The following is a 25264-nucleotide window of genomic DNA, read 5'->3' as shown; positions in this document are numbered from 1 at the left end:
GGCAAGGGCCAGGTTCCGGCCAGGGATTCCGGCGGAACCATTTTTATGAAACATGCACAGGTCCATTTTCTGGAGGTGGATATTTTGAAAAGACAATATTGGATCGGCGGCTTTTTGGCGTTATTGATCGTTGCCGCAGTTTCCTTTGGCATGTGGTGCAGCCAGGTAAGCGCATCTCAGTACATAGACCCGGCGATCTCCCAGTTTGCGGTGGATTACACCGTGGAGCCGGTCGACTTTTCTGGAAAACTGGCGTCCGTCACCATTCAACTGACGCCTGAAAAGCTCTCTGATGACCGCACTCTTTATCTGGACGCGAGCGCGGTGGACGGCTCCAAACCGAAATGCACCGGCGAAGACGGAGCGGAACTCACATTGAACGATCTGGGCAGCGTCTGGGAAATCGGCCCGCTGCCCGAAGGCTGCGAAACCGTTCTCTTTACCTACGACGTCAAGCTGGGCGAAGGCAACGGAGAAGACTTCCAGGTGGAAGGCAATTTGTATGAGGACCTGATGGTCTTTCAGGGCAAAAAGGTCCTGATGATTCCGTGGTTCGACGGCGACAACGCCCCTTATATGGACCGCTATATCAGCCGCGTATCATTTCGGCTGCTGAATCACCCCGGCTGGAACGCCATTATGCCGTTTGCAGAAACCAACGGAACGGATGCGTCCTTCCAGCTGGACAAGCCCACCTGGTACGACTTCTATGACATCAGCAATTCCAGCTTCTGCTTCGGCAGCTTTGAACCCTTAAACCTGTCCGCCGCCGGTGGAACCGGGACCCTGTATCTGGACAAATCCATCGACAACAGCGCGGACGTCAACGACCTGAGCACGGTCGTTTCCTTCTGCAACTATTACGCGGGCGTCTTCGGGGGAGGCCTCGATGATATGCCCCTGGTACTGCTTCGCAGCGCTGAGGACGGCGAAAGCGTGATTCTGGGCGGCGTCGGCGGAAAAAGCGCGGCGATTTCCCTCTCCATGCTCACCCCCGGCGAGTGCCAGACGATGTCGCGCACAATTTATCACGCCTTTTTTGACAGCAAAATTTACGCGCGCAACCTGCACTTTATGCCGAACCAGTGGTTGTATAAGGGATTGGAGAACTACTACTTGGACGACTCAGCGAACGCACTGCCGCTGGAACTCAAGGAACGCTACGGCATCGAAGTGCAGGACGATATGAACCGAAAATATATGAAATACCTGTTCTTCTCCCTGAAAGACCCCATCCTGGCGTCCCTCTCTTCCGACATGGAGGACAGCATGGTCAACGCGCAGCAGGATTTTTATTACACCGTCAAGGTACCGCTGATCCTGCACACCATCGAAAAATATGCCGGACAAAACGAACCGAACGCGCTGCTCCGCTATTTGCAGGAGCAAACGCCCCGCCAGGACGTCAACGTTTCCAAACTGATGAAGGACCTGCTCGGCAAGGATGAGATGGCCGTACGCGCCTATTTCTCCGGCAGCTCTTATATTCCCAACTACTGGGATTTTTCCGCGCAGGCGATCAATCAGGAAAGCACCGTAGAACTGCTCTCCTCCTATGAAGATCTGCTCTCTGAGCTTTATGAGAAACAGTATGTCGATTATCCCTACGATCCCGTATTTTTGATTAACACGGACGTTTTGCATAAAGAGATTGCAGAACGGAGCCTGTCCTTCTCCAGTCCGGAGATGGAAACCATTGTAAAGGATTATTCCGAGACGCTCTACCTGCTCCTGATGCAAAACGCCCTGCGCGCCGACCTGTGCGGCATTGAAGACCCCGGCGCCGCCGGCGTAAAAGCGGAGCTGAACTCCCTGGAAAACGGGCAGAAATGGGCCGACTATGTGAGCAGTGTTGGATACGCAGAATAACGGCTGATTAAACGCCCGTCAGGGACGTTTTCAGAATATGATGCAATGAGCAAACGGACGTTGAAACGCGGCTTACACCACGGGCCGCATTTCGATTTCGTCCCGGACAAGTTGACCGGCAAAGGAGGGATACCCAACTTTACATAACCGCAGTTTCCTGATAAAAACAGTTGCGTTTTCCCGGCCTCCGAGCGCTTCGCGGTTCACCTGACAGACAACCATTTTGTTGCGTTCAGAGGCAAAAATCTGGCGATTCATGCATTAAAAAATTCGCGGGGCGCAACAGCGCGCCGCCAAAAGAAGGAGAGAAGTATGAAAAGGAAAAATCTCAGAAAAACTGTTTCCCTGATGCTGGCCGCCATGTTGGCGGTTTCTGCCGCCGCGCCGACCACCATGTTGGCGGGCCCCAATGAAAACGCGCCTTCCAACGCGCAGATCGACAGCAGCTGGACCATGTACCTGGTTCCGAACGCACATATCGACACCGCCTGGGAATGGCCATTCGAAGACACCGCCCGTGATGTCATCAGTGAAACATTTAAGCGTGCAATCGATAATTTGAAGAGCAACGAAAAATATAAATTCAGCATGTCCGCCTCCAAACACTATGAGTGGACCAAAGAGTATTATCCGGAGATGTACGAGGACGTCAAGGAACTCATTGCCAAAGGCCAGTGGGACAACCCCGGTGGCCAGGTCGTAGAGCCGGACCTCAACCTTCCCAGCGGCGAAGCGCTCGTCCGCCAGAGCCTGGAGGGCCAGCATTTCTTCCTCAATGAATTCAACCAGATGAGCACCGTCGGCTATGTGCCGGACACCTTCGGCTTCAACGGCCAGTTCCCGCAGATTTTGAAAAAGTCCGGCATGGATAATTTCGTCACCACAAAGCTCAACTGGCAGCAGCAGAACGTGCAGCGCGACTCCGATATCTTTAAGTGGCAGTCCATCGACGGATCGGAAGTCCTCGCTTACGCACCGATGCGTGATTATGTCAGTAAATACGAAAGTAACGCCATGCTTAATGCCATGAAGCGCAACAACCAGACCGGCAAGGAAACCGGCGTGAAAAAGGCGTTAGGCATGTTCGGCAACGGTGACCACGGCGGTGGCCCTTACAACAACGAGTATGCGGAAGTTATCAATACCAGCGGCACAAGCGCAATCAACGGCGCCAGCGCGGAGCTGGCCACCATCACCGAATATTTTGACAGCGTCCGTGAAACTGAGCCGCTGGACAAGGTCCGCACGGTCAAAGGTGAAATGTATTTTGAAAACCATCGCGGCACCTACACTTCCTGGGCGCGTGTCAAGGAATACAACCGTAAAAACGAAATTCTGGCAGAAAAGGCAGAGAAAGCCGGCACTTTGGGCAACTGGCTGGGCGTTCTGCCGGGTGCGGGCAACGATGAGGTCAGCAAGGCCTGGGACAAAATCCTGATCAACCAGTTCCACGACGTTCTCCCCGGCTCCTCTATTCCATCCCAGTATGAGGCCACCTATAATAACCAGGAACTGGCAAAGAATCTGTTGAACAATGTACAGAACAACGGCCTGCAGGCCATCGCCTATAAGGCGGACACCAACATGGACGGCACGCCGGTCCTGGTGTTCAACTCCCTTTCCTGGGCACGCGACGACATGGTAGAAACCATCGTCAGCTTTGACGGCGCTGTTCCGGAAAACCTGGTGGTCTATGACGGCGATACCGAGCTCCCCTCTACCGTCGTCGCCAGAGATACCGAAAAGAACACCGCGACCATCCGCTTCCAGGCAAAGGATCTGCCGCCCGTCGGCTTCAAGGTCTTCAATGTCAAGGCCGGCGAGAGCGCCGTGGAAACCAACCTCAGCGTTAAAGAAGACGGCGGCCTCTTCGTATTGGAAAATGCCGCGCTGAAGGTGGAAATCGACAAGAATACCGGTAACATTGCACAGATTTATAATAAGAACGATGAGAATCGTCCTGTGTTTGCAGACGGCTATCAGGGCAATGAAATTCATATTTTAAAGGATACCGGCGGTACCCAGTATATGGCCTGGGACCTGATTATGGAAGAGATGAACGCCGATCCGGTCGCCATCCTGAACGGTGCGCCGCAGTCCATCGAAATCGTGGAAAATTCCGCCGACAAGGTGGTCGTACGGGTCGCCAGAGACTGGTCCGACTCCACCATGTATCAGGACATTTCCCTGTATCCGGACACCGACCGCGTGGACGTCAAAATGCATGTCAGCTGGAACGAAAACCAGCGCATGATGAAGATTTCCTTCCCGTTTGCCGCGGAATCCGACCACGCCACCTACGAAATCGCCTATGGCGCACTGGAGCGCCCGACGACCCGCGACAACAGCATCGACAACGCCAAGTTTGAAGTCTCCGGCCACAAGTGGGCGGACGTTACAGATGACAGCGGCGCATACGGCACAAGCATTCTGAACGATTCCAAATACGGATGGGACGCCATCCAGCTGAAAGACAAAGAGGGAAATGTTGAGGCGACCCGCATGCGCATGACTGCGCTCCGTTCCCCGATGGGTGCAAGAGTCCGTTGCCCTGGCTGGGACCCGGCTGCCTATTACATCGATAAAACAGAGCACGATTTCTCCTACTCCATTTATCCGCACAGCGGCACCTGGCAGGACGCCAATACCGATCAGAAGGGATCCGAATTCAACTACAGAACGGAGGCCGTCCAGTCTGAAAAGCACAGCGGCGAACTGGGCGCCAGCCACTCCTTCGCAGCTTCCTCCGCAGACAACGTCCATCTGACGGTCATCAAGACCCCGATAGAAAATCCGGACGCAAAAGATCAGCTGATCGTCCGCGTCTATGAAGCCCAGGGCAAGGATAACACCGACGTCACCCTGACCCTGCCCAGCAACGTCAAGTCCGCCAGGGAAGTCAACATGATTGAATTTGAGGACGAAAACCTGAACAAGGATATCGCCGTCAACGGCAACCAGATCAGCTTCCAGATGGACAAATACGAGATCACCACAATCGCACTGGAGATCGAACCGTACGCGGACGAATCCGTCGCATTGAAATCCAAAGCGGTCGACCTGTACGATTACTACAACATCGATGCGGTCAGCTTCAATGAGAACCGCAAGGACGGCAGTTACGACGGCAAGGGCAACACGATCCCGGCGGAGCTTTGGGACGATTCCGTCACCTTCCAGGGTGTGGACTTCCAGCTCGGACCGAAGGAAGACGGTTATAAGAACGTCGTCGAGGCCAGAGGCCAGAAGATCGACCTGCCGAAATCCAACTATAAGTATGTCTACCTGCTGGGCGCAGCCGCCGGTTCTGGCGACAAATCCGGCGTCTTTACTGTCAACATGGCGGACGGAACCTCTGTCACCAAGGAAATTTCCTTTGCCGACTGGGATTCTAAGCTCTCCGGCTGGGACCGCTTCTCCAACAGCGACCTGCGCCCGTATGTTTACGATCAGGTCGGCCACTTCTTCACCCACTTCCACAACGGCAGCAAGGACCGTATGACCTGCGACAATTACCAGTTCGTCTATGCAATTCCGGTCGATCCGGACGTCGCGCTCGATTCCATTGAGCTTCCGGATGCGCGCGGCATCAAGATCACCGCGATCTCCCTTGCCGACAGCGATTTCCTGCGCGTCGCAAGAGAAGCCGTCCGGAAAGAAAGCATCACCCTTCCCGCCATTGAAAACGTTGCCGCTGCTATGGAAACCGGCGAAGGCGTGCTGGGCGACAAGGCCGTCGTTTCCTGGGACAAGGCGGACAACATCGCCACATACCGCATTTACAGAGGCACTTCCTCCGACTTTACCGTGGAAGAGGGCACTCTTGCCGGTACAGTAGGCGGTAAAAACAGTTCCTTTATCGATACACTGCCCTATAACGGCGAGTTTGTTTACAAAGTGATCGGCGTTGACCTGAATGGCAACCAGACGGAGCTTTCCGACGTTTCCAACGTCATCAAAGGCGGACTGGACAATGCATTTCTGAATGTTTCAAGCGACCGTATTTCTTCAACAGGCAGCTTTAACAATGAAGAACCTTACAAAGCCTTTGACGGAGACGAAGGAAGCAAATGGTGCCACCGTGACAATAATATATTCCTGCAGGTAGACCTTGGCGAGAACAATGGCTGGACAATTGACAAGTTCCGCTTAGTTAACGCAGGCCGTGAAAATGAGAATTATATCACGCGCGACTTCCGTATTTTGACCAGCAACGATGGAAAAAACTGGGATGAGCAGGTCAAAGTGACGAACAATAAAGAAAATATATTAGAATTTGTCATGGATGAACCGATCCAGGCCAGATACTTTAAGTTAATCCCGGATTACGCGGGCCAGACCAGCAGCGATGCAAAATGTGCGCGTATCTATGAGTTCCAGGCATGGGGCAAGTCCAACAAGGAAGCGCTTCCCTCCGCGGAAAACGCCACCATCGCGGCTTACAAGGAAAAGGAAGATGATTCCAAGGTCGTCTTTGAAGGCGGATACACCTATATCAACGCGGGTGTGACGGGCGTGGAAGGCGATTCCACCTTCCAGTGGTACCACAGTGGCGACGGAGAAACCTTTGCTCCCATCGACGGCGCGACGGAATCCACCCTGACCATGGATAAGGAAGACGCACTGAAGCTGAATACCCTCAAGTTTGAAGTGACCCCGGTTACCGCAGACGGCGTGGCAGGCAAGCCGATCAGCACCACCTACATCGTCAGCGGCGACGGCGTCAACGTCTTCCAGGGCAAGACCTCTATTGCGGATAAGCAGTTTAACGCAGGCGAAGCCGGAAGTATGCTCACGGACGGCAATCTGTTCACCAAGTGGTGCGCGGACGGCGTCTCTTTGGAGGATCCGCGCGTTGCGGTAATCGATCTCAACGGCATTTACGATCTGAGCAAGATTACACTGCGCCACGCGACCGCAGCGGTTGATGAAAAGCTGCCCGGAGCAGATGAGAGAGACCGCTTTAAGGAATACAACACCCGCAAGTACAACCTCTACGTCAGCGACGATCAGAAAAACTGGAAGCTGATTACCGCCGGCGTAAATGACGAAGGACTGGGCGTTACCGAACATACCTATGAGGCGGGCAGCGTCGTCGGCCGTTATATCAAGGTGGAAATTACACAGGGCGTGGCATTGAACAAAGACGGAAGCCCTTACGACGGCAACAGCTGCGTGCGTTTGTATGAGGTGCTCGGCTACGGCAACTTGACCGATTTTGCCGACAAGGACAGCGGCGGCCCCAACGTGCCGGATACCGATATCACCGACGTCATCCCGGAAGACGTCAAGGTTGTCAACACGAGCGGAGACAGAACGCCGGTCGCAGGCGACAAGTTGCAGGCTTCCTTCACAGTGGAAGAACAGTATCGTCCCTATGCGCGCTATCGCTGGCTGATTTCCGACACCAAGGACGGCGTCTTCATCCCGGTCTCCGGCTCTTACTCGGAGTTCCTGACGGTCGCAAAGGATATGGCCGGAAAATTCGTCCGTACCACGGTCCGCATCGATCAGGGTCCGGTCATCTACAGCAATCCGATCGAAATCTCCACGGAAATCGACGTGCCCACCGAGCACAGCCTGGTCATGACCTTCCCGTCCAACAAGGCGCGGGTCGAGATCACCGGCAGCGACGCGACAATCGCCAACCTGATCGGTAAGTATGACGCGGAAATCCTGTCCGGAGAGGACTACGAATTTGTCTTTACGCCGAGAGTGGAAGGCAGAGAGTTCGCCGCTGTTTCCGTCAACGGAACCGACGTAATCTTTGACGAAGATACGGATACCACCAGCTACACGTATACCAACACCATGGGCCGCGAAGATACGGAGCTGTCCTTCCTGTTCACAGTCGTCAACAAGATGACCCTGCGCGACATCATTGCGACAGCGGACGAACTGAAGGAAGGCGACGAATACGCAACCGCCGTCCCGTCCGTTCAGAAGGCGTTTGACAGCGCGCTGAAGAACGCAAAGGATGTGGAGGCCGATAAGACCGCCACACAGGACACCATCAACAACGCATGGAGCAAGCTGCTCAAGTCCATCCACTTCCTGAGCTTTGAGAAGGGCGACGTCACCCGCCTGCAAACCCTGCTGGCCAACGCCGACACCCTGAGCGAGGAAGACTTCACAGCGGAAACCTGGGCTGCCTTTGTTGAAGCGTACGAAGCTGCGCAGACCGTCGCGGACGATCCCGACGCGCTGGTTGCGGACGTTGAAATGGCCTATGACGACCTGTACGACGCCATGATGAACCTGGAGGCGATCGCCGACAAGACCAGCCTGAACAGCACAATCGAACAGGCCGACGCTGTCTATGAGAATCTTGACCAGTATCTGGATACCGGCAAGGAAGCCTTCACAGCCGCTTTGGAAGAGGCAAAGAAGGTTTACGACGCCAAGAACGCCACGCAGGCCAAGGTGGACGAGGCGGAAACCGCGCTTGTTAACGCGATGATGGCACTGCGCAAGATCCCGAACAAGGATTACCTGGCCGAGCTGCTCGAGAGAATTGACAATATGGACCTCAGCGGCTACACCAGCATCAGCGTGTCCGCGCTTCGCGCCTCCTACAACCTGGGCGTGAATGCAATGAAGAGCAGCACCGCGACGCAGGAGGAGGTCGACTCCATCAGCGAGATGATCGAAACACGCATCAGCGGCCTGAAAAAGGATACGCCGAAGCACAACTCCAGCAGCGGAAGCAGTTCTTCCAAGCCGTCGATCAACACCAACGGCGAAGGCACTGCAGTCGCAACGCCGGTCGTCGCCGCCGCGCAGAACGTCGTCTCCGGCGCAAGCGTCCGTTCCGACACGACCCTGCCGTTCACCCTCAAGAGAGGCGCCGCATACTGCTTCAAGATGACCGTCAACGGCACCGACGCCGCGCCGAACTTCACCGTCGGCAATGGCAGCGTGCTCAAGACGCAGTATGTCGCCAAGATCGGCAACGATTACTACTACCGCGTATGGGCAGTCGGTGCGCCGGGCACAAGCACGGGCGTATACACCACCCTGCCGGGTCAGAATGCCGTTAACCACTGCACGGTAACCATTGGGTAATTCCTGTAAACCTCTTAATAGAATGTAAGCAGACAGACCGCCCCCGGATTGGCAATGCCAATCCGGGGGCGGTTCTTTACTTTTATAAGTTCTTACATGAAACAGGAGCCAAAACTGGCATCATTTCTTATACTCTACTTAATCACCATGAATAGGGTCAATCCCCTCGAAGAATTCATCATAACTCACATTAAGTATCTTGCGAAACAGAATCAAATCACTTATGTAGATATTCCTGATCCCCTGCTCAATATGAGCGTAATTCGCCCGCGTCATGCCACGTCCTAATAATTGTAATTGATCTACCATATCTTTTTGTGAAAGATTTCGGCTTTTTCTTATCTTTTGTAAATTCCCACCAATAGATGTATCCTGTAAAAACTTTTGCATTGTACACTCCTCCAATCTTGATACTATTTGGTATCTTATATATTGATTATAGCAGCGTAAAAGAGTAAACCAGATACCAAGTGGTATTCTAAAGAAAAAAGGGGAAAATTATATGCAAACAGAAATTAATGAAAACAAACTGGTACAGATGGCAAATTGGCTGGCAAATCACCCAAAAGTCCAGCACAAGTTATGTGACGATGGATACGAAGTATCTCCGGAGGAATATTGAAATAATGGAACTCTTCGAGCGCAACGGATTTCATGAATGGATTCCCGTGCTGTTTCTTAAAAACTGTTACAATGACATCCTGCATCAGGCAATGACCAGCCTACTGATTGAAAAAGCAGGGCGGGAGTGACAGCGGATCGGCACCGGGCAACTGTGCAAAGAGATAAAAGACAAAATCAAAGAAGAAATCCGGCTCAAAGAAGAGCGGAGAAGTACGCTCTAGCAGAATTCCTACCTTGTCATTAGCAGACAAAACCTTCCCTTATTGACGCGGAACAGATAATCTGCTATTCTGAAATTGTCGATCATCCATTTATGAGAAAACGGATCCTATCTGCCGATGGTCACACCATGACCAGACAGGAGATTACCGCAAATGAGGGAATCGGAATGAACCAAAAACAGGTTTTCGGCATTTTGATTGCTGTTATTCTGCTATTTGGATTGGCCATGTCCGGCAAGCATTTTATCCAGCAGGAGCCCTACCAGATCACGACGGAAACCTTTTCCCAAGGGGAAGCGACGCTCAAGTATCCGCAGCTTCATGGGCTCAAAGACCCCGTCAAGGAAAAAGCCATCAATGCGCTGATCCGGGACGACCTCAAATCACAGGTGAATTTGGACAGCATCGGTCCGATAGACATTTTTGAATTGGACTTGAACTATCAGGTCACTTTACACACCCCTGAGCTGTTGAGTATTCTTTACACGGGAACTTCCACCTATTACACCGGACGTCCGGATGTTAGAAGCTCCTGCCGTATCTCGGACGATATTTATGCAACCACCATCGACCTGCATCGTATGGAAAGATTAAAGCTCTCCGACTTCATGGATATCAACATGGACCTTGTGCGGAAAATCAAGCAGTCTGAAAACGTTACAAACGAGGCGGTCAAAAGCGGCTATATCAGCAAAGAGCAGATGCAGACCATCGTCAAGGATGTCAGTGACGAATATTTATTGGATGATCTGACGTCTGACGATCACCGCGCGTACTATGCGTTCTGCTTAACGCCCGATTCCTTTCTTGTAAGCACATCCATCGCTTCCGCATTAGGCAACTATGTATTGATAGAAGTGGACTGCCCAAATGCCAGCTGGAACGCTGCATAGAACAGCTCGCCCAGGTAAATTTATTTATTCCCGTATAACAAAACCGCCGCCGTGCTTTTTCTGTTTAAAAGCACGGCGGCGGTTTTGTTATTTTGTTATACGGTCTGCTGTTTTCATCTGCACTGGAATGCTTCTCCCAGCAGGGCCGCCCCGATCACGCCCGCGTCGTTTCCCAGCTCCGCAATGCGCACAGAGGTATTCTGATCTGCAAAGCGGGAAAACGCGTACCGGTTGATATAGGTGTTGATCGGCCCCAGGAGATTCTCCCCCTCCTTGGAGAGGCCGCCGCCGATACAGATGATCTCCGGCTGAAAAATGTTGACGATATTGACAATGCCCTCGGCCAGGTACTCCGTGTACTTCTTCACCACGGCAGTCCCCTCCGGGTCTCCCTGCCGCATCGCGTCGAACGCCGTGCGGCCGCTGACTTTTTCCAGGTTGCCGCCCACCAGCTTCCACATCAGGCTTTCCTTACAGCCCTCCATGCGGTTCTTCGTCATGCGGATCAGGCCCGTCGCCGAGGCATAGGCCTCCAGACAGCCGCGCCGCCCGCAGGTGCACAGCTCCCCGTCCTTTACAAGCAAACTGTGTCCAATCTCCGCGCCGCCGTAGGCGAAGCCCGTGTACAGCTTGGAATGGATGATAATTCCGGAACCAAAACCCGTTCCCAATGTGATGGCAATCATGTTTTGGCTGCCTTTTCCCGCACCCGCTTTGAATTCCCCAAAGGCCGCCGCGTCCGCATCATTTGCCATCAGGACCGGAATTCCCAGCCGCCCGGACAATTTCTCCCCGACCGGCTCATGATAAAACTCCAAGTTATTGGAGTAAATGACGACGCCGGTGGTAATATCGATCATCCCCGGACAGCCAAGCCCCACATAGTCCAGCTCCTGCACCGCAACGCCCGCCTGCCCGGCGGCTTCCCGCACGGTGGCCTCCATATCCTCGATAATCGTGTCGCATGGGCGCGGCAGGGCGGTTTTGCGCTTTGCGGAAGCGACAATTTGAAACGATTCATCTACGATGCCTGCGACGATGTTGGTGCCTCCCAGGTCGATTCCCGCATAATACTTCATATGATTACTCCTCCAAGTTTTTCTGATATCGGACGTCACACGCCCATGGAGATACAAACGGCGCACCCCTCCAAGGCGTATGCGCCCAGCCCGGCCGGCAAAAACATCGTGTCGCCCTTTTGGAGCTCCCATGCTTCTGTTTCCGTCCGAAGAACCGCCGCGCCCTCCGCGCAAAACAGCCCTTCAAATGAGCCTCCGTCCACGGTGCGGTCCATACATCCGTCCAATGTGATTTGCCTGGTTTTGAAATAAGGACAGTCCGCCAGCAGCGTCACCGTTCCGCCTGTTTCTTTGCGCATGGGATATGCCTTCTGTTCCGCACGATATGCCTCCAGATCGGTCACGTCGAGCGCTTTTTCAATGTGCAATTCCCGCAGACTGCCGTTTGCATCCACGCGGCCATAATCGTACACGCGGTAAGTGGTATTGGAATTCTGCTGGATTTCCGCAATGACGATGCCCTTTCCAATTGCATGCAGCGTCCCCGCCGGAATGAAGAAAACGTCCCCTTTGTGAACCGGGACCTCGTTGACCGCCTCCATCAACGTCTGCTCCGCGATCCGCCTGCGGAACGTCTCCCGGTCCATCTCCTGCCGGAAGCCATAGACCAGCTTTGCGCCGGGTTCGCATTCCAGTACGATCCACATTTCCGTCTTGCCGTATTCCCCTTCCACGCGCATCGCATACGCGTCGTCCGGGTGGACCTGCACAGACAGGTCGTCTTTCGCATCGATCAGTTTAAACAGGATGGGAAACGAAGGAAAGTCCACGCCGCGCGTCCCGGCCGCTTCTGGGTTCTGCTCCAGGTACGCGGACAGCGTCATGCCGGCACATGGGCCGTTTGCAATCACAGAGCTTCCGTCCCTGTGGCAGCTGAGCTCCCAGCTCTCCGCCAAAGGCGTCATATCGGTCTGCTTATTGTAGTCTTTTTTCAAACGCTCTCCGCCCCAGAGATTGTCTTTATAGACCGGGCGGAGCTTCATTGGATACGCATTCATATTGTCTCTCCTTATTCCAACTGGATACTTTTATAAAAATTCTCCAATACCAGCGCCACGGAACCCAGTGCACACTGATTTTCATGGAAGCTGCATTCCACCACGCAGATATGTTTGACAAACTTCTCCCCCTGCTTTTTCTGCGCCTTTTCCAGAATCACACGCGTGAAATACGGGTATTTTGAGATCATTCCGCCGGACAGGACAATCTTTTCCGGCGCGAACAGCGTGGCGATGTTGCGCACGCCGACCGCCAGGTATTCCGCCATGCGATCCAGCTTTTCCTTGCAGAGCGCGTCGCCCTGCTCCGCGGCCTCCATGATCTGCCGCATCGTGACGGCATTATAATCTGCCGCGTCCGCCAGCAGGGACGGCCTGCCCAGCTTCAGGTCCGCCGCCACATCCGCCAGCAGACGCTGCTCGTTGACCAGCGTTTCCAAACAGCCGTAGCTGCCGCAGGAACAGCGTTCGCCGCGCACGTCCACAATAGTGTGGCCCACCTCGCCCGCGCCGCCGCTGCACCCGCGGAACACCTCGCCGTTGACCAGCAGCGCCCCGCCGACGCCCGCCCGGTTGATTAAAAAACCGAACACGCTGTCGCAGTCCGCCACCTTGCCGAACCAGTATTCCGCCATGACGACGCCGACGGAGTCCTTATCAAAAAACGCGGGATAGCCGGTGTGCTCCTGTATGTAATCGCGGATCGGGACATCCCCCCAATCCGGGAAGTTCGGCGGGCTCTGCATGACGCCTTTTTCCGGATCGCACGGGCCGGCGGAGACGACGCCCACACCGATGACCTTCCCGGGATCAATCCGCGCATCCGCCACGGCGTTTTTCACCATCTGCGCCATTTTGTCCAGCACATAGCCGGGCCCCTGCTCGAGTTGTGTATCGCAGGAACATTCGTAAATGATCTGCGCTTTAAAATTGGTGATGACCAATTTAATTTGCTTGGTTGTAAGATCGATACCGACCGCATAGTGGCAGTCCGCGTTGATTCCCAGCAGCGTCGGGCGGCGTCCTCCCACGGATTCCCCCGCGCCCACCTCCACCACCAGGCCGTTGGCCAGCAGCTTTGAAGTAATATTGGAAACGGCTGCGACCGTCAGGCCGCCGAACTCGGCGATGTCCCGCCGCGACGCGGGCTCGTTCCGCCGGATATAGTCAAAAATCACTTTTAAATTCATTGCCCGCATGGTCTCACTGTTGATATTCCCTACCATTTCCGTTCCCCCAAATCCAAGGTGATTCAAATTCTGTTCCGCCGCTTTTCCCATATTCTCATCATAGAAGATTTGTTGTATGAAGTAAAGGGTTTTGACGTGGAACGCGCCGCAAAGAATGGATTCTTTGCGGCGCGGACCTCTTGTCAAAATTTCGCCATTTCCAGCCTCTGGCGGCTGGTCCGGATTACGGCGAGGAGCGCCGTGTCTTTGCATACAATCAATTCAATTGTCTGATTCGCGCAACCAACAGATCTTAACCAATTGTTACTGTGCAGTGCTTGACAGCAGCAGCGCCCGGCAGGGTCGTATACACGCCCGTGCTTGCGCCCGGCGCGCCGACCGCCCATACGCGGTAATAATAGGCATTGCCGATCTTTGCCACAAACTGCGTCTTCAAAACGTTGCTGTTGCCCACGGTGAAGTCCGGTGCAGAATCTGTTCCGTTGACCGTCATCTTGAAGCAGTATGCGCTGCCTCTTCTGAGGGTGAAATCAACCGTCGTATCGGAAATCACGGTCGCCTTTCCAAGCACGCTCTGTGCCGCGCCGACCACCGCGACGCCCTCCGCGCCGTAGCTGTTGCCCGTATAGGACGGCGTTCTGCTGCCGGAGCTCTTGGAGGTGTTTTTATTCACTGTCACAAGTCCGTTCTTTGCATTGACCACAGCGTCATACGCAGCCGCGATTTCTTTGTCCGTTGCGTTCGGGTTTGCCAGTACCGCGCGCGCCGTCTGAAGGGACGCCTGCAGGACTGCATAGCTGGACGCGGTATAATCGCCCTGCGAAATGTTTTCCGCCTCTTCAACGATTTCCTTCAGCGCATCCTTCGTCGGAATTTTGCGCAGCTTGGAAATTGCCTCGCTGAGGGCTGCCGCCGCCGCGTCAACGTCTTTTTGTGCGGAATCCCTGGTCAGTTCTTTGGCAGCTTCCAGTGCGGCAAGGAACTCCTCCTGTCCGTCCGGCACATACTGCTCTTCCAGATTCGGAACAATGTCTTCCGCCTGACTGATGTAGTAGTTTAACATGCTCAGGTCAGAGGCGTCCTCCAGCCCGATAAAGGCCTTGTAAAGGTCATCGTACGCCTTCTCCACATCGGCCTTCAGCGGTTCGTCCTGCGCGGCGACTTCCTTTGCCGCTGCAATGGCTTCCGCCAGCTTCTGGTAGCTTTCTGCGGTGAAATTGTCTTCAGAAGCAGCTTCCGCCATGGTGATCAGGTCTTCCAGCGCGGACGCGTCGCCCAGTTCAAAACTCAGGAAATGGATGATATCAAGCAGATCGCTCCACGCTTTGTCGATCTCTTTCTGCGTTGCGGTCATATTCTGCTGTACTTTTTGTGCGTTTTCCAGCGCAGAGCGGAATTTCTTCTGAACAGACGGGACCGCCGCATTGAATTCGTCGCCGTCGAGCAGGCCTTCCGCCACTTCGACCACCGCGTTCAAAACCTGCTTATTGACCAGCGTGAACGCAAACTGCAGCTTGGTATCCGTTGCCGCCATTTTGTGCGTGTAAACAAATGCATTGGAATCGGTAAGGGTCTGCGGTTCTCCATTCAGGGTGACCGCCGCGAATTCTCTGCCCTCCACAGCGGGGACAAAGGAGAGTTCCACAGCCGCGCCGGAGGAAACCACATTTTCATACTTTCCGATGAGGTCGGCCAGCTTCTGCGCTTCGCCGTCGACGGTCAGGCTTGCCGCTCTGCCGCTGTACTGGACGGTGAGGTTCGCTTCCGCCTGCGGCTCGACTTCGGTAAAGTCAAAGTAGTCGATGTTGGCGACATAGGCTTTGCCGTCGCCGCTGACCAGCTTCAGATATACATCGTGCGTACCGGTGACAGGCGGTACAATGTCTGTTTCCGTGTCAATATAGGTTGACCAGTTGCTGCCGGTGTTATGGGTCTTCAGAATGGCGAACGGTTCTCCCTCCATGGAATCCAGGAACAGCTGTACCTGGCCGTTGTTGGAACCGTCGCTGGACTGGCAGGAATAGCTCATCACAACGTGGCCCGCGCCGTTCTCTCCGAAGCTGACGTTGTCAAACTCCGCCCAGAAGCCGTTCTGCGCGCCGCCAATGTTACCGCCGCCGCTGCGGTCCGCGTTGACGTCGCGCACCACATTGCCGTCGTTGAAGGTTTCACCTTCCAGCCTGTCGTAGGCGTTTCTGGAAGTGCCCAGGATTGCAAGGGCTTTCTCCAAATCCGCCACCGCCGTACGAATCTCTTCCTCAGAGGCGTTTTCATTCTGGTAAACGATGGTTACGTCCGCCAGTGTTTTTGCAAAAGCTTCCGCTCTCGCGGCGGTATAGGCCTTCAAATCAATCCGGTCTGCTTTTTCGATCATGTCGCCCAATGTATTGCGGTCAATCGATTTCTTCGGGTTGCCCAGCAGTTCCAGCTCGGCAATTTCCAGACCGTTCTCAGAGCCAACCAGGTCGAGGCGGTAATGCTCATATTTTTCCGCTGCATTGACTGCAAACGGGCGGGTGTATCTTGCCCAATCGAAGGCCAACCCCTCGCGCTTCTCCAGGCTGGTCCAATTGGTTCCGTCGTTCGAGCCGAACAGTTCAAAACCGACCGGCGCTTTTTCCGGCTTGGTGCTGGAGGTGATGGTCACCATATCCACAATACCCGGTTTCATGAGGCTGTAATAAACGGACGCCATATTTTCACGGAAGCTTGCCGCAGAAGCCGACGTGTTGTCAAACAGCTTTGCCGCATCCGTGGTCTGTGCGCTGTATACGGTGTCCTGTGCAACGCTGCCGGACGGCGCGGACTGTCCGACAACGGAATGGGTGCTTGCCAGATCCTGAATCGGCTCCGCTGCCTTGTCGCCTGTGGTAAGGGAGGCGGGAAGCGCGTCCTCCGAGCTGCCCCAGTCGGACGGATAGCTGCCCATGTCAAAGTCGATCACGCCGCCCTTGGCAAGGTCCTCATGCAGGAAATAGTTTTTCTCATATGCTTCGCCGTTGAGCTTTACGCCCTGCACATAGATATTCTGATCGCTGTTGTTCGGCGCGTTGATTACAAGGTCTTCGCCGTTTTCCAGATGGATGGTCGCCTTTTGGAACAGCGGGCTGCCAATGGCGTACTCGCCGCTGCCCATATTGACCGGATAGAAACCCAGCGCGCTCAAAACATACCAGGCGGACATTTCGCCGTTGTCTTCGTCGCCGATATAGCCCTGGCCGATGTCGCTGCCGACATACGCTCTCTTGAGCACTTCACGCACGACTTCCTGTGTGCGGTCCGGACGGCCCGCATAGTTGTACATGTAGGGGATGTGATGGGAGGGCTGATTGCTGTGGCCGTACAGGCCCATCTTGAGATCCCTTGCTTCGACCATTTCATGAATGGTTCCGTCTTCGATCAGGTCCGGAGCGGCGTTGAACAATCCGTCCAAACGCTCTGCCAGCGCTTCTCTGCCGCCATAGAGGTTGGCAAGGCCCTGGCCGTCCTGCGGTACGCTGAACGCCATGTTGTAAGCGTTTGTTTCCGTGTAGTCGCCCCACCAGATGCCCGGGTTGAAGGAGCTGCTGTTGGTACGGAAGGAACCGTCCTTCTTGCGGCTCATAAACCACTCGATGTTCGGGTTGAAGAGGTTTACATAGTTCTGGGCACGGTTGCGGTAATACTGCTCTTCGTCCGTATAGCCCAAAGATTTTGCCAGCTCATAAATGCCGTAGTCGTTGATAAAGCCTTCCATCGCCCAGGAGAAGCTCAGGCTGTCTTCCTCCAGCGGCGTATAGCCGTAGAAGATGCCGGTGCCCAAGCCGGTGCGGCCGCCGTTTGTCAGGTTGTTGGAAACGACGGATGCGTTTTTCAGAGCGGACAGGAATGCGTTTTCCGCATCAAAGTCCAGCCCTTTCTTTGCCGCGTCGCCGAAGATAACGTCGGAGCTGGTGCCCACCATGCTGTTGGTGCCGCCCGGCGCGATCCATCTCGGAACCCAGCCCTGGTCGTTGTAATGCTGGACAAGGCCGTTCAGCAATTCCACGTCTTTTTCCGGCGTCAGGAGGGAATAGGCCGCCCATGTGGTGCGGTAGGTATCCCAGAAGCCGTTGTTGTAATACATTTTGCCGTCTTTTACTTCATGGCTGCCGTACGGGCTCTTGTACTGCCAGCCGTCCTCGCTGCCTTCGCCGGTCTGCTCGGACAGGTTGTTCGGATACATGAACAGACGGTACATGCCGGAATAGAAGCTGGTCATCTGGTTCGGCGTCGCGCCTTCCAGCTCGATGATGCCAAGCTGATCGTCCCAGGTCTGCTGCGCCCTGGCAAAGATTTCATCGAATCCTTCGTCCGCGGCGATTTCCTGATTCAGATTCTTCTTGGCCTGGTCCAGGCTGATGAAGGAGGTGGCGACCTTCAGCTCGACAACCGTCTTGCCGCTCTCCGCCTTCTCAAATTCCGCGATGCCGGCCTTGCCGACTTCCTTGCTGTTCACATAATTCTGGCTGAATTCGCCGTAAACATACATGCGCTGCATGCCGTTGCTCGTATGATCGGAATACCCGCTGAAGGTCTTTCCATCGGAAGAAAACGTCGTGTCCCCGTTGGCTCTGTCGCAGTCGAGAATGACATTGCAGTGGGCCGCGTCTTCCGGATAGGTAAAGCGGAGGACCGCCGCATGCTCCGTCGGGGTGACTTCCATCTGTACATTGGAAGCCTTCGCGTCGCCTTCGTTAAACTTTACGCTGTAATAGTGCGCGCGCGCCGTCTCGTTGTCATGGCTGAAGCCCGCCGCACGCGCGCCGGTCCCAATGCTGGAAACGGACGTTGCGTCAAAGCTGCTGTTCGGCATGAACTCGTAGGTGCCGCGCTCTCCGGTCCAGAAGGACGCCTGATGGCTGATCGTAAGATGTTTCAGCGTGCCGCCGTCACGGCTGTGCTGGTAATTGTACATCTTGTTGTCGCCCGCTTTGGTAACCGGCGCCCAGAAATTGAAGCCGTGCGGCAGCGTCGTCCCCGGGCAGACCAGCCCGCGGGAATAGTTCGTGCCGTCGTTCGTGCCGCGCAGGGTATAAACATAGTCGGAGAGATGCTCGTATTCAACCGGTGCGACGTCCTCAATGCGGATGTCGTCGATGTCCGCTGTAAACGCGTCCAGATCGCCGGTGGGGTTGGAAGGTTTGTTGTAGCCGATCAGAACCTTTGTAATGGTTTTTCCGACAACGTCTTCGCCTGTTGCGAGATACGCGGAGATTTTATTCCACTGCTTGGTGGTCAGCGTTTTGGAGAGGCCCTGCTCCTTCGGGGAAACAATGTTCCCGTTCTGGTCAATGGCGTTCAGATCGCTGAGGTAAGTGCCGTCGCTGAAGGCCAGATCCACCGAGATGTACGTGGATGTATACTCAAAGTCATAATTGCTAGTCGTCCATTCCGGGAAAATCATGTAGCTGAGCTGTGTATTTTCCGTAACCGGGATATTGAGGCCATCGTACAGGACGTTGTACGCATACGCCTCGTCCTCGCCCTGATGATAACCGCTGACCTTCAGCGCTTTCGCGCCGGTCCAGCCCTGGTTGGACGCGGCGTCGTGCACGGAAGCGGGGCCGCTTTCAATCGTAGTGGCCATGGCGACCTTCGCGCCCTGGTTGTCCGCTTCGTCCAGCGTTGCCAGATTCAGGTCCGCAAACTGGACCATTTTGTCGCTCCGGCTTTTTGTAATGCTGATTTTGTAATACTCGTATGCGGTATCGTTATCCAGTTCAAATGTCTTTGTCTCATACCGCTTGCTGAAGCGAACGCCGGTTTGGCTGTCCAGCGCCGTCCAAGTTTCGCCGTCATTTGAGCCGGACAGCGTCCAGTTCTCCGGGTCGCGCCCTTCGGCGTCGTTTGCGGAAACCATCACATATGTCTTGATGGCTTTTGCTTCTTTCAGCCGGAATGAAACCCAAACCGGGCTGCTCTCCGAAGCGCCGTCGTCACACAAATATTTTGTGCTGGGATTGCTGTCAAACAGCTTTTCCTTCGTCTCGTTGTTATTAAAGTTAGAAGAACCCTGTATGGAGTCCTTATCCACCATCCAGGTAACGTCGCCCACCAGGCCTTCGCTCGTGCTGCTGATGACATTCTGAGATTTTCCAACACCGTCCACGACTTCCAACGTGGACTCCTGGAACAGGCCGGTCAGTTCCTCATCCTTCTCAAACGAAGTATAAAAGCCTTTGGATTCCTCCGTCCGTGCGGAGACAACGGTGGAAAGCACACTTCCCGGAAGGGCCAGTGTAGCCGCCAACGCGATTGCCATCAGTTTTTGCAACCTTTTCATTGTTTTCCTCCTTAAATTTACTCGTACACATGAGCTGATGATCGAATCTCTGCGCCTGCCCCCCTTTGCGGTGAATTGTTTCTGCCCGCAAATTCACACCTGTTATTTCGACCAATAGAAATGAACTTGCAGCGCAAATATAAGTAATTTAGCTACATTCTAGCAACGATCGTTTCATCCGTCAAAGGTGTATTCCATAGAAAAAGTGGAAAAATTTTGGTTTTTATTCAAATCAATTTTATTTTTTGCAAACTTTATTCCGAAAAGCAAGGAAAATATTTCTTATTTTATAATATTTTGGTCTTAACTAAACAAACTTATGATTTTGATTTTAATAAGTGAACAGTCTGATCTTCTGTCTCACCGGGAGAGGTTGTCAGGGGGAAATGCGCCTGTATTCAGAAGGTTTGACGCCCAAATGCTTTTTGAACAGCCTGGAAAAATATTTCACATCGTTGTAGCCCACTGTTTCCGCAATCTCAGAAACACTTTTCCCGGTCGACTGCAACAGGGACTGCGCCGCCCGCAGGCGGCGCTCCACCAGATAATCGGAAAATGTCTTCCCGGTTTCTTTTTTAAAAAGAGCGGAAAAATACGCGGGGTTCAGCTCCACATAGCCGGCCACATCGTCCAGCCGGAGCGGCTCTGCAAAATTCTGCTCCAGATAGGCCCGCGCCCGGCGGATCGCCCGGCTGCCGCCTTTATCCCGTCCGGCCGGAGCACCCGCCTCCTGCTTCCCAGCCGGTTCGGTTGGGTTCAACAGCTCACACGGATCGATTCGCACCACCTGAGTGCCGGCTCCCGCTATTTTTGAGATTTCCTCAAACGGCGCGCCATTTTCCACCAGCAGAAGGTCCGGATTCCTCTCCCGCAGAGCATGCAGGACCTCTTCCTTTGTACCGGCGACAACTGCCTCCGCCCGCAGGGCTTCCCAATGAATCGACGCCAGAAGCAGCCGGGCCATTGGCGCGCCTGCCGCAATCAACACCCGTTTCATAGCGGATTTACCCGTACATACGTATTCTGTTCCACCTTTCCATTTTCAAAAAGATGCTTCAAAAGTACGCAGCCGCTCCCGTACAAAGAGGAATCTACCCCAAACCGCGATTTCCGTACCCGGACCTTCAAATATTCCTGCGAAAATTTGCGCTGGTTGATCTCTTCCTCCAGAAAAACCAAATACCGCTCCGGCAGGTACACCCCGTTATGCCCGATCAGGATCGCCTGCGGATTGAGCAGGTTGACTGCATTCACCAGGGCGTGCGCCAGCTTGCCGAGCATATCCGTCAAAACCGCATCCACCCGGGGATCCCCCGCGCGGTCGCAGAACTGAGGAAAGCTGTAATCCCAGCCGGTCACGGCGCGCAGCCGCCCCAGGACAATGGGCATGCCGATGTATTCCTCCAAACAGCCGCGGTTGCCGCAGCCGCAGGGCAGGCCCTCGCAGTCGATGCTGGTGTGCCCCAGCTCCCCCGCAAAGCCGCTGCTGTTCTGGTACAGTCCGTCGTTTTCAATAATGCCGGAACCGATGCCGACCGAAAGGCCCACATAGAGGAAATTATGGAATTCCCGCCCCGCGCCGAACATCTTCTCCCCCAGCGCGGCGCAGTTCATATCGTTATTCAAAAAAACCTCCAGGCCGGTGTGCTCCGAGAGGGCCTGCCGGAGCGGCCAATTGGAAACGCCGAAAAAGTTGGGCGGGTTCAGGACCATACCGTCCTCCACATCCAGAGGGCCTACCACGGATACGCCGCAGCCCAGGATATTGGGTTCCTGCTCGCTGATCTGATCCACCACCCAGAACAGCTTATTCTGGATGGACGCCATGTCCTCCTGTAAAAAGGGGATGAAGCGCTTCATCTGGATGCGCAGCTTGAGGTCGAACAGCACGGCGGTGCAGCCTTCCCGGCTGATCTGAATCCCCAGCACTTTAGGCGCGTCCGGGGAAATTTCCAGCGTAATCGGATTGCGCCCCACGCCCGTGTTGCGGCTGGGCGTGCTCTCCACCACATATCCCTGATCGATCAGCTCCGCAATGATGTTGGTCACTGCCATTTTGGTCAGCCCTGTATCCTGCGCAAGATGGACGCGCGACAAGCCCTCATGGGTACAGATCAGCTTCAGGAGCAGCCCCCGGTTTCGATATTTTAAATTCTGGTTGTTCATACCACCAGTTTTTTCCAAAATAATTCCCCCAGGTAATAATAGTATATTGACTTTACTAATATACATATTATATAATAATTGGGAAAATTGCAAATGTTTTTATGAATTCAGCCGGATTTTTTTTCGTTTTCCTACTTTCTTTTTCTTTTAAGTTGTAAAAAGGAGGAAAAACGGCTGTAGGGGATAAGGAGTCAGCTTTATGATCAAAGTAATCGTGGCAGACGACGAAGTCAAGGTCTGCCAATTGATTTGCAATCTGGTGAACTGGGCAGCGTTTGATATGGAAATCATCGGCGTAGCCCACAACGGCGTGGAAGCACTGGAAATGGTGGAACACCTCCGCCCGGACCTGCTGGTCACAGACATCCGCATGCCGGGATATGACGGGCTGGAAATGATCGAGCGGGCAAAGCAGGTGCGCGACGATCTGGAGTGCGTCATCATCAGCGGATACCGCCACTTCGATTATGCGCAGAGCGCCATTAAGTTCGGCGTGTCCGACTATCTGCTCAAACCGATCAAGAAAGAGGAGCTTGCCGCCACGCTGGAAAAAATGCGCAGCCGCTACCAGCTGCGCACAGAAAAGATGTCACAGGAAGAACGCTTGAAGATCCGCCTGCAAAGCGACATCGACAAGCTCCGTTCCGGCCTGTTCAGCCGGCTGCTGGCCCAGCAGATGCAGGAACCGCTCCTGCTGGAGCAGGCCAACACGGATTACCATTTTCAATTTCAGCCGGGGCTGTTCCGGCTTTTCATTGTCAAGGTAGACTGCCCGCCGGGCCAGCTCTGCCAGGACAGCACCAAGATTCTGGAGTACAAGGTGGCCCAGCAGCTGCGCGCCGTCCTGCAGCCCATCTGTTTTGACATGGAAATCTGTTTTATCGGCAGCCGCGCTTACGGCGTGCTGAACTATGCGGAAAGCAGGCAGGCCAATGTGCGCAAGCTCTTTAAAACTGCCATGGACGAATTGCAGGTGCAGCTTGGCATTTTTGAAAATACGGAGCTGACGATCGCGCTCGGCAAAACGGTGACGCAGCCGGAGCAGCTTGTTCTTTCCCTGCACTCCGCGGAAAACGTCTGCGCGCAGCGTCTGGTGGAAGGAACCGGCAAAGTGCTGGAGGACGCCTCCCATCCGGAGCTGCCTTACGAGAGCGACAGCTTGCTGGCGGAATTGAACCGGGAGCTCGAAACCGCTTTAGAGATTCTTGACCGCGACGCGGTGTCCGGCGCGTTGGACCGGTTCCGCAAAGCGGCGCTTGCCGCGCCCGGCGTAAGCGGGCAGAAATTGATTTCTCTGGCGCTGGACGCCTGTCACACCTATCTGGTCGTGCTGCGCAAGCACCACATCCATGTGGAAAACACGGATGATCTTTACCAGCGCTTTTCCGAACGCTGCGATCTGTGCGGCAGTGCGCAGGAGCTGTTCCGCCATCTCTCCGGCATGGTCTGCAATTCCGTCGACGCCATTCTGCAGGACCGCCGCCAGGCGGAAAAGAAGCCCGTGCGCGCCGCAAAACAATACATACAGGAAAACTTTATGCGCCCCATCAGTCTGGAGGAGGTGGCGGATTTCGTCGGCTTCAACGCCTCCTATTTCAGCACGCTTTTTAAGAAAGAGAGCGGGAAAAACTTTTTGGAATATCTTTCCGAGGTGCGCATGAACCGCGCCAAGGAACTTTTAAAGGAGACAAATCTGACCGTGGCGAACATCTGCAGCCAGGTGGGCTACAGCGATCTCAAACACTTTACCCAGAGCTTCCGCAAGGCAACCGGGCTCAAACCAAACGAGTTCCGCAAGCTCTATTCCTGACGGGCGGGTGAACAAATGAAAAAACTGCAATTTCGCTTTCTTTCCCACCGCTCTGCGCGGATCGTCACCCTGTTGGGCATTTTGGTCGGCCTGCTGCTGGCTGCGCTGGCGATCTCCATCGCGGAACAGACCTGGGCCGTCTGGGTGCTGCTGGGCGGCGCGGCGCTGTTAATCGCCATCCTTTACCTTGGCCACCGCTGGGTCTACCTGCCCTACCGGGAAACGGAAAAGATGCTGAATCTTTTTGTGGATGGCTACTCCATGCAGAGCTTCCACGAGCTGCGCCATCCCTATTCCCCCGCGATGGAAAGCGCGCTGGAAAAGCTCAACGGCATGCTGGACACCAGCGAACTGATCAACGCTTCCAAAAAGCAGGCGCAGTACCTGGCCCTGCAAAACCAGATCAATCCCCATTTTCTATACAATACGCTGGAGGGGATCCGCGGCGAAGCGATCACCGCCGGACTGGACAACGTGGCCAAGATGACCGAGGCGCTCTCCACTTTTTTCCGCTACACGATCTCCAACGTCGAGCAGCTGGTCACGCTGGAGGATGAACTGCGCAACATCGACAATTACTACATCATTCAGCGCTACCGCTTTGGCGAACGCATCAACCTGATCGTGGACTGCGACGAAGAGGACCGCGAGGAGCTCTATCAATACCGCATGCCCAAGCTGACGCTGCAGCCCATCGTGGAAAATGCGATTATCCACGGCATCGAGCGCAAAATTGACCGCGGCAATATCCGGATCAAACTGGAGGCCACCTCCAAACGTTTGATTATCACGGTTTCCGACGACGGCGCAGGCATGGACGAAGCCCGCCTGCGCGAGTTAAACCGCGAGCTGGAAACCCCCTCCTTTGATTTTGTCAAGCCGGACCGTGAGAAACGGGGCGGCATCGCCATCATCAACGTCAACAGCCGCATCCGGCTGCTGTTCGGCGAGGAATACGGCATTTCCATTTACAGCACGGTGGACGTCGGCACGGACGTGGAGATCACGCTGCCGCTCCTCACCGGGAATGCGAAGGAATACTGAT

13 protein-coding genes are annotated in these 25264 nt (G+C 54.5%); 6 read left to right on the top strand and 7 right to left on the bottom strand.

Annotation, left to right across the window (positions count from 1 at the left end):
- Window positions 1–84 precede the first annotated feature (84 nt).
- Window positions 85–1869 (top strand): YciI family protein, encoded by a 1785-nt coding sequence (locus tag I4V53_RS11215; protein ID WP_195985785.1) that lies wholly within the window; start codon window positions 85–87, stop codon window positions 1867–1869.
- Window positions 1870–2181: 312 nt separating this feature from the next.
- Complete coding sequence (locus tag I4V53_RS11210; RefSeq protein WP_195985784.1) at window positions 2182–8934, top strand: glycoside hydrolase family 38 N-terminal domain-containing protein; 6753 nt, start codon at window positions 2182–2184, stop codon at window positions 8932–8934.
- A gap of 138 nt (window positions 8935–9072) precedes the next feature.
- Here I4V53_RS11210 and I4V53_RS11205 read toward each other — a convergent pair whose 3' ends face one another.
- Window positions 9073–9324: a helix-turn-helix domain-containing protein gene (locus tag I4V53_RS11205; protein ID WP_195985783.1), complete on the bottom strand. Its 252-nt coding sequence runs from the start codon at window positions 9322–9324 to the stop codon at window positions 9073–9075.
- 128 nt (window positions 9325–9452) lie between these two features.
- On the opposite strand from I4V53_RS11205, the gene I4V53_RS11200 reads away from it, so the two are divergent.
- Together I4V53_RS11200 and I4V53_RS11195 are read left to right on the top strand one after the other, a co-directional pair.
- Window positions 9453–9686, top strand: coding sequence for a hypothetical protein (locus I4V53_RS11200; RefSeq protein ID WP_195985782.1), 234 nt, complete (start codon window positions 9453–9455; stop codon window positions 9684–9686).
- 260 nt (window positions 9687–9946) lie between these two features.
- The gene (locus tag I4V53_RS11195) at window positions 9947–10672 is read left to right on the top strand and encodes a polysaccharide deacetylase family protein (protein ID WP_195985781.1); all 726 of its coding nucleotides are present in this window, start codon (window positions 9947–9949) and stop codon (window positions 10670–10672) included.
- Window positions 10673–10785: 113 nt separating this feature from the next.
- On the opposite strand, the gene I4V53_RS11190 is transcribed toward I4V53_RS11195, so the two are convergent.
- The 6 genes from I4V53_RS11190 to I4V53_RS11165 form a co-directional block, all read right to left on the bottom strand.
- On the bottom strand, window positions 10786–11751 hold the full coding sequence (locus I4V53_RS11190; RefSeq protein WP_195985780.1) for an ROK family protein: 966 nt from the start codon (window positions 11749–11751) through the stop codon (window positions 10786–10788).
- Between the two features lie 35 nt (window positions 11752–11786).
- Window positions 11787–12749: a type I phosphomannose isomerase catalytic subunit gene (locus I4V53_RS11185; protein WP_286167123.1), complete on the bottom strand. Its 963-nt coding sequence runs from the start codon at window positions 12747–12749 to the stop codon at window positions 11787–11789.
- An 11-nt stretch (window positions 12750–12760) separates the two neighbouring features.
- The gene (locus tag I4V53_RS11180; protein ID WP_195985779.1) at window positions 12761–13975 is read right to left on the bottom strand and encodes an ROK family transcriptional regulator; all 1215 of its coding nucleotides are present in this window, start codon (window positions 13973–13975) and stop codon (window positions 12761–12763) included.
- 256 nt (window positions 13976–14231) lie between these two features.
- The gene (locus I4V53_RS11175) at window positions 14232–20243 is read right to left on the bottom strand and encodes a GH92 family glycosyl hydrolase (RefSeq protein WP_195985778.1); all 6012 of its coding nucleotides are present in this window, start codon (window positions 20241–20243) and stop codon (window positions 14232–14234) included.
- Between the two features lie 376 nt (window positions 20244–20619).
- Window positions 20620–21240 (bottom strand): helix-turn-helix domain-containing protein, encoded by a 621-nt coding sequence (locus tag I4V53_RS11170; protein ID WP_195985777.1) that lies wholly within the window; start codon window positions 21238–21240, stop codon window positions 20620–20622.
- Window positions 21237–22427: an ROK family transcriptional regulator gene (locus I4V53_RS11165; RefSeq protein WP_195985776.1), complete on the bottom strand. Its 1191-nt coding sequence runs from the start codon at window positions 22425–22427 to the stop codon at window positions 21237–21239. Before I4V53_RS11165 ends, I4V53_RS11170 begins: the two co-directional genes overlap by 4 nt.
- Before the next feature lie 181 nt (window positions 22428–22608).
- Between I4V53_RS11165 and I4V53_RS11160 the strand changes: the two genes are divergently transcribed.
- Together I4V53_RS11160 and I4V53_RS11155 are read left to right on the top strand one after the other, a co-directional pair.
- Window positions 22609–24219 (top strand): response regulator, encoded by a 1611-nt coding sequence (locus I4V53_RS11160; RefSeq protein ID WP_195985775.1) that lies wholly within the window; start codon window positions 22609–22611, stop codon window positions 24217–24219.
- A 15-nt stretch (window positions 24220–24234) separates the two neighbouring features.
- Window positions 24235–25263, top strand: a complete 1029-nt coding sequence (locus I4V53_RS11155) for a sensor histidine kinase (protein ID WP_195985774.1) — start codon at window positions 24235–24237, stop codon at window positions 25261–25263.
- Window position 25264: the final 1 nt, after the last annotated feature.

Origin of the sequence: Clostridium sp. D33t1_170424_F3, assembly GCF_015667585.1 — a bacterium.
Taxonomy (GTDB): Bacteria; Bacillota; Clostridia; order Oscillospirales; family Acutalibacteraceae; genus Anaeromassilibacillus.
The sequence above is the reverse complement of the archived record's forward strand: the minus strand, read 5'-3'. Positions and strand labels throughout refer to the sequence as shown.

Excerpts from the sequence above, each read along its gene's own strand:
- I4V53_RS11190 (WP_195985780.1), bottom strand. The coding sequence starts at position 11,751 with ATGAAGTATTATGCGGGAATCGACCTGGGAGGCACCAACATCGTCGCA.
- I4V53_RS11175 (WP_195985778.1), bottom strand. The coding sequence starts at position 20,243 with ATGAAAAGGTTGCAAAAACTGATGGCAATCGCGTTGGCGGCTACACTG.
- I4V53_RS11160 (WP_195985775.1), top strand. The coding sequence starts at position 22,609 with ATGATCAAAGTAATCGTGGCAGACGACGAAGTCAAGGTCTGCCAATTG.
- I4V53_RS11200 (WP_195985782.1), top strand. The coding sequence starts at position 9,453 with ATGAAAACAAACTGGTACAGATGGCAAATTGGCTGGCAAATCACCCAA.
- I4V53_RS11195 (WP_195985781.1), top strand. The coding sequence starts at position 9,947 with ATGAACCAAAAACAGGTTTTCGGCATTTTGATTGCTGTTATTCTGCTA.
- I4V53_RS11180 (WP_195985779.1), bottom strand. The coding sequence starts at position 13,975 with ATGGTAGGGAATATCAACAGTGAGACCATGCGGGCAATGAATTTAAAA.
- I4V53_RS11205 (WP_195985783.1), bottom strand. The coding sequence starts at position 9,324 with ATGCAAAAGTTTTTACAGGATACATCTATTGGTGGGAATTTACAAAAG.
- I4V53_RS11170 (WP_195985777.1), bottom strand. The coding sequence starts at position 21,240 with ATGAAACGGGTGTTGATTGCGGCAGGCGCGCCAATGGCCCGGCTGCTT.
- I4V53_RS11185 (WP_286167123.1), bottom strand. The coding sequence starts at position 12,749 with ATGAATGCGTATCCAATGAAGCTCCGCCCGGTCTATAAAGACAATCTC.
- I4V53_RS11155 (WP_195985774.1), top strand. The coding sequence starts at position 24,235 with ATGAAAAAACTGCAATTTCGCTTTCTTTCCCACCGCTCTGCGCGGATC.
- I4V53_RS11210 (WP_195985784.1), top strand. The coding sequence starts at position 2,182 with ATGAAAAGGAAAAATCTCAGAAAAACTGTTTCCCTGATGCTGGCCGCC.